This is a genomic window from Mesorhizobium sp. M5C.F.Ca.IN.020.29.1.1 (genome assembly GCF_003997375.1).
In the GTDB taxonomy this organism is placed as follows: Bacteria; Pseudomonadota; Alphaproteobacteria; order Rhizobiales; family Rhizobiaceae; genus Mesorhizobium; species Mesorhizobium wenxiniae.
Map to the genome: position 1 here is coordinate 1 of NZ_RZSW01000607.1, position 3,422 is coordinate 3,422.

A 3,422-nucleotide genomic window follows, 5' to 3' on the forward strand; every position below is an offset into this window, starting at 1 on the left:
GGTGCTGTTCGGCACCTTCGCCTCGTCGATTTCGATGCAGTCGGGCGCGCCGACCTTCGGCACGCCGGAGCCGTCGCTGGTTTCCTATGGCGCGGCGCAGCTCGCCCGCCGGCTCGGCCTGCCGTTCCGCACCGGCGGCTCGCTCTGCGCTTCGAAGATCCCGGACGCGCAGGCGGCCTATGAGAGCGCCAACACGCTGAACTCGACGATCCTTGCCGGCACCAATTTCGTGCTGCACTCGGCCGGCTGGCTCGAGGGTGGGCTCGCCTCCTGCTACGAAAAATTCATGATGGACATCGACCAGCTCGGCATGACGCAGAAACTCTCCGAAGGTGTCGACCTGTCGGAGAACGGCCAAGCGATGGACGCGATCCGCCAGGTGGGTCCCGGCAGCCACTATCTCGGCTGTGACCACACCCAGGCCAATTTCCAGACCGCCTTCTACCGTTCCAACATTGCCGACAACAATTCGTACGAGCAGTGGCTGGCCGAGGGCGAAAAAACCGCACCGCAGCGCGCCAACGAACTCGCCCGCCGCTGGCTGGAAAGCTACGAGGCGCCGCATCTCGATCAGGGTATCGACGATGGGCTGAAGGAGTTCATCGCCACGAAGAAAGCGTCGATGGCCGACGCCTTCACCTGAAAGGAGCCCGAGTCAGGCGGGGCTAAAGTCGCCAACATCATCCATAAGGAAGTCTGGCGGAGCGCCTTCTCCGACCCGGACAGGAAGGGATGATCCTTGAGCGCAGCATGACGGAACCCATCGCGGCGGCACTTTGCGCTCACGGTCTCACCTTGCGCGGCGGTTTCAATTTTGCAGGCGGCGAGGAAACGCCTTCCGGCCTCTCTGGCGGTGCCGCCAGATCCGTGCTGCTGGTGGGGCAGGCGGGCGCCGCGCCATGGCCGCATTTCCTGCGCTGGAAAGAAAGCCAATCACAGGCCGTCGCCAATCCGCTCGATACATGGTCTCGCGAAGTGATCGGCGGGGTGGCGAACGACTTCGGCGCGCGTGCCGTGTCACCGTCCGACAGACCGTATCTGCCGTTCCAGCAATGGGCGATGCGGGCGGAGGGCTTGCAGCCGTCGCCGCTCGGCATCCTCATGCATCCGCAATACGGGCTCTGGCACGCCTATCGCGGCGCGCTGCTGTTCGAGGACGAAATAGCGCTCCACGAACCCCGCGGCGTGATTCACCTTTGTGACACATGTGTCGACAAACCTTGCCTGAAATCCTGTCCCGTCGACGCGTATTCTGCAGATGGTTTCGCGTATGAAACTTGTCTGGCGCATGTGCGTGGGCAAAACGGCACGCCTTGTCGAACCGGCGGCTGTCTCGACCGCAACGCCTGCCCCTATGGCACTGCCTATCGCTATCCCCCAGAGGTCCAGGCCTTTCACATGGCGGCGTTCGCGGGTCGGTAGCGTCGCCGAATGCCGCACGCAATCTTGAAAGAGGTTGCCTCATTGCGACTTGCCCTGTTGGCCTGCGTGGATATTGATCGCGCGACAATCAGAAGGAGTGGGTGATGGCGAAGCGGGACATTCAGATCAAGACCAGCGACGGCTTGGCAAAAGCCGGGCTGTTCCGCTCGGCGGCCTCGGCCAAGGCCGCAATCATCCTCTATATGGACGCTTTTGGCCCGCGGCCGGCGCTCGACCAGATGGCGGAACGGCTTGCAGGCGATAATTACGCGGTATTGGTCCCGGACCTTTTCTACCGCAACGCGCCCTACGGCCCTTTCGAGGCCAAGACCGCCTTCAGCGACGAGAAGCGCAAAGCCGTCATCACGGGTCTCCTCAGCGGCACGACACAGGACATGACCATCCGCGACAGCGGCGCTTTCCTCGATGCGCTCGATGCCGAAGGCGTTACCGGACCGGTCGGCACCGTGGGCTATTGCATGGGCGGAGCGCGGGCGCTGAACGCCGCCGCGACCTATCCCGGCCGGATCGTTGCCGCGGCTAGTTTCCATGGCGGCAATCTGGCGAGCGATGCCGCCGACAGCCCGCACCGAAACGCTACGTCGATCAAGGCGCGGGTTTATGTCGGCACGGCGGGTGTTGACAGAAGTTTTCCGCCGGAGCAGTCGGCACGGCTGGCCGAAGCGCTGCGCACGGCTGAAGTCGACCATGTCATCGAGAACTATGCCGGCATGGCGCATGGCTGGTGCGTGCCGGACCACAGCGCCTTCGACGCAACGGGCGCCGAGCGCCACTTGAAGCGATTGGCGACGCTGTTCAGTGAAACGTTGGGCTAGCTCGTCGGGGCCGGCGACATAGTCTCGAAACATAGCTCCTGAATACCGGCGGCAGTCGTTTGATCAGGGGGCATGATGCGGGTTTCTCTCAGGAGCAAGATTCTAGGCCTTTGCCTGTTGACCAGTGCGATGGTCCAGCCAGCCTTTGCCGATCAAGCAAAATGTTCCTGCCGCAACCTGCGCAGCGTTCAGGAAGAACTGAAGAACGCCGAGTATGAGGCGATGTTCTTCGCCGATATGGCGGCGAAGCTCAAGGCGGTCGAGGATCCGCTGATCGAGGCGCACAAGAACCCGATCCATCCCGATTCAGACGTTAACATCCAGGACCGATCGTCCAGGGCGCGCGCCGACGTCATGCGCACGTTCAAGCTTCCTCACAACCCGGCCTACGGCTACTCGGGTCCTTTGACGGTGGACATGAAGTTTGGCAGCTGCGAGCAGAAGCCGGCCGATCTAGAGGCACTGCGCGCCGGCTCGCAGTGCAAGGAAATCGCGGACATCACGTTGGCTCACGAGGCCGCGCACAGGGAGAGATGCGCAAGGGAAACCGCTGCGGTCTATTGGGACAGGTTGCCCAGTCAGATCGCCGCCGAAGAAGCCGAACGCTATCGGGAGCAGGCCAACGCCATGCGGGCGCAGCTCAAGCGCATCGTGGATGAGGGGACAATCACCGTGGCAGCGAAGATGGAACCCCGCATCAAGGGTCCACAGTTCGATGTCACCTATTCCTTTGTGATGCCGTCGATCCAGATGGAGGGCAAGAGCTCGCCGGGGTCGGACAGTTGGACGGTGAACGGAAAGGGCAAACAATCCGGCAAGATCAAGAACGCGAAGATTGGCGGCATGACGTGCAAATCGAGCGGGCAACTCAACGACGACATCGATATGGCTCTGGATACGGATGGCTTTGTTATGAGCCTCAAGAGCAAGTCGAAAGGCAGGCCCGGCGACGTAAAGCTTCGCTGCATGGGCGGCTACGGCATGTCGATGCGTCCTCAAGGCGAAGTCGGCAGCGGCGAGGTGTTTGCAGCAGAACGCTTTGCGAGCGAGGCGGACATCTCGCAAGATGTCAGCACGATGCCGTTTGCCAAGATCGTGACACAGGGCGGCATGTCGGTCAGCGGCAAGCACACGGTCACCGTGCGCCTGGTCTGTCCCGGAGAG

5 protein-coding genes are annotated in these 3,422 nt (G+C 62.4%); 4 read left to right on the top strand and 1 reads right to left on the bottom strand.

Translation table 11 applies throughout. The annotated features are described in order from the left end of the window. The 3 genes from EOA85_RS30660 to EOA85_RS30670 form a co-directional block, all read left to right on the top strand. The coding region (locus EOA85_RS30660) for a trimethylamine methyltransferase family protein (RefSeq protein WP_206523401.1) at positions 1 to 643 on the top strand (643 nt) is incomplete at its 5' end. A 107-nt stretch (positions 644 to 750) separates the two neighbouring features. After that, complete coding sequence (locus tag EOA85_RS30665) at positions 751 to 1,422, top strand: 4Fe-4S dicluster domain-containing protein (protein ID WP_245486155.1); 672 nt, start codon at positions 751 to 753, stop codon at positions 1,420 to 1,422. 104 nt (positions 1,423 to 1,526) lie between these two features. After that, positions 1,527 to 2,258, top strand: coding sequence for a dienelactone hydrolase family protein (locus EOA85_RS30670; RefSeq protein WP_127212229.1), 732 nt, complete (start codon positions 1,527 to 1,529; stop codon positions 2,256 to 2,258). A gap of 102 nt (positions 2,259 to 2,360) precedes the next feature. Here EOA85_RS30670 and EOA85_RS30675 read toward each other — a convergent pair whose 3' ends face one another. Continuing rightward, positions 2,361 to 2,543, bottom strand: a complete 183-nt coding sequence (locus EOA85_RS30675; protein WP_127212230.1) for a hypothetical protein — start codon at positions 2,541 to 2,543, stop codon at positions 2,361 to 2,363. A gap of 69 nt (positions 2,544 to 2,612) precedes the next feature. Between EOA85_RS30675 and EOA85_RS30680 the strand changes: the two genes are divergently transcribed. Continuing rightward, positions 2,613 to 3,422 (top strand): hypothetical protein (locus tag EOA85_RS30680; RefSeq protein WP_164759993.1); only part of this gene is annotated, 810 nt, incomplete at its 3' end.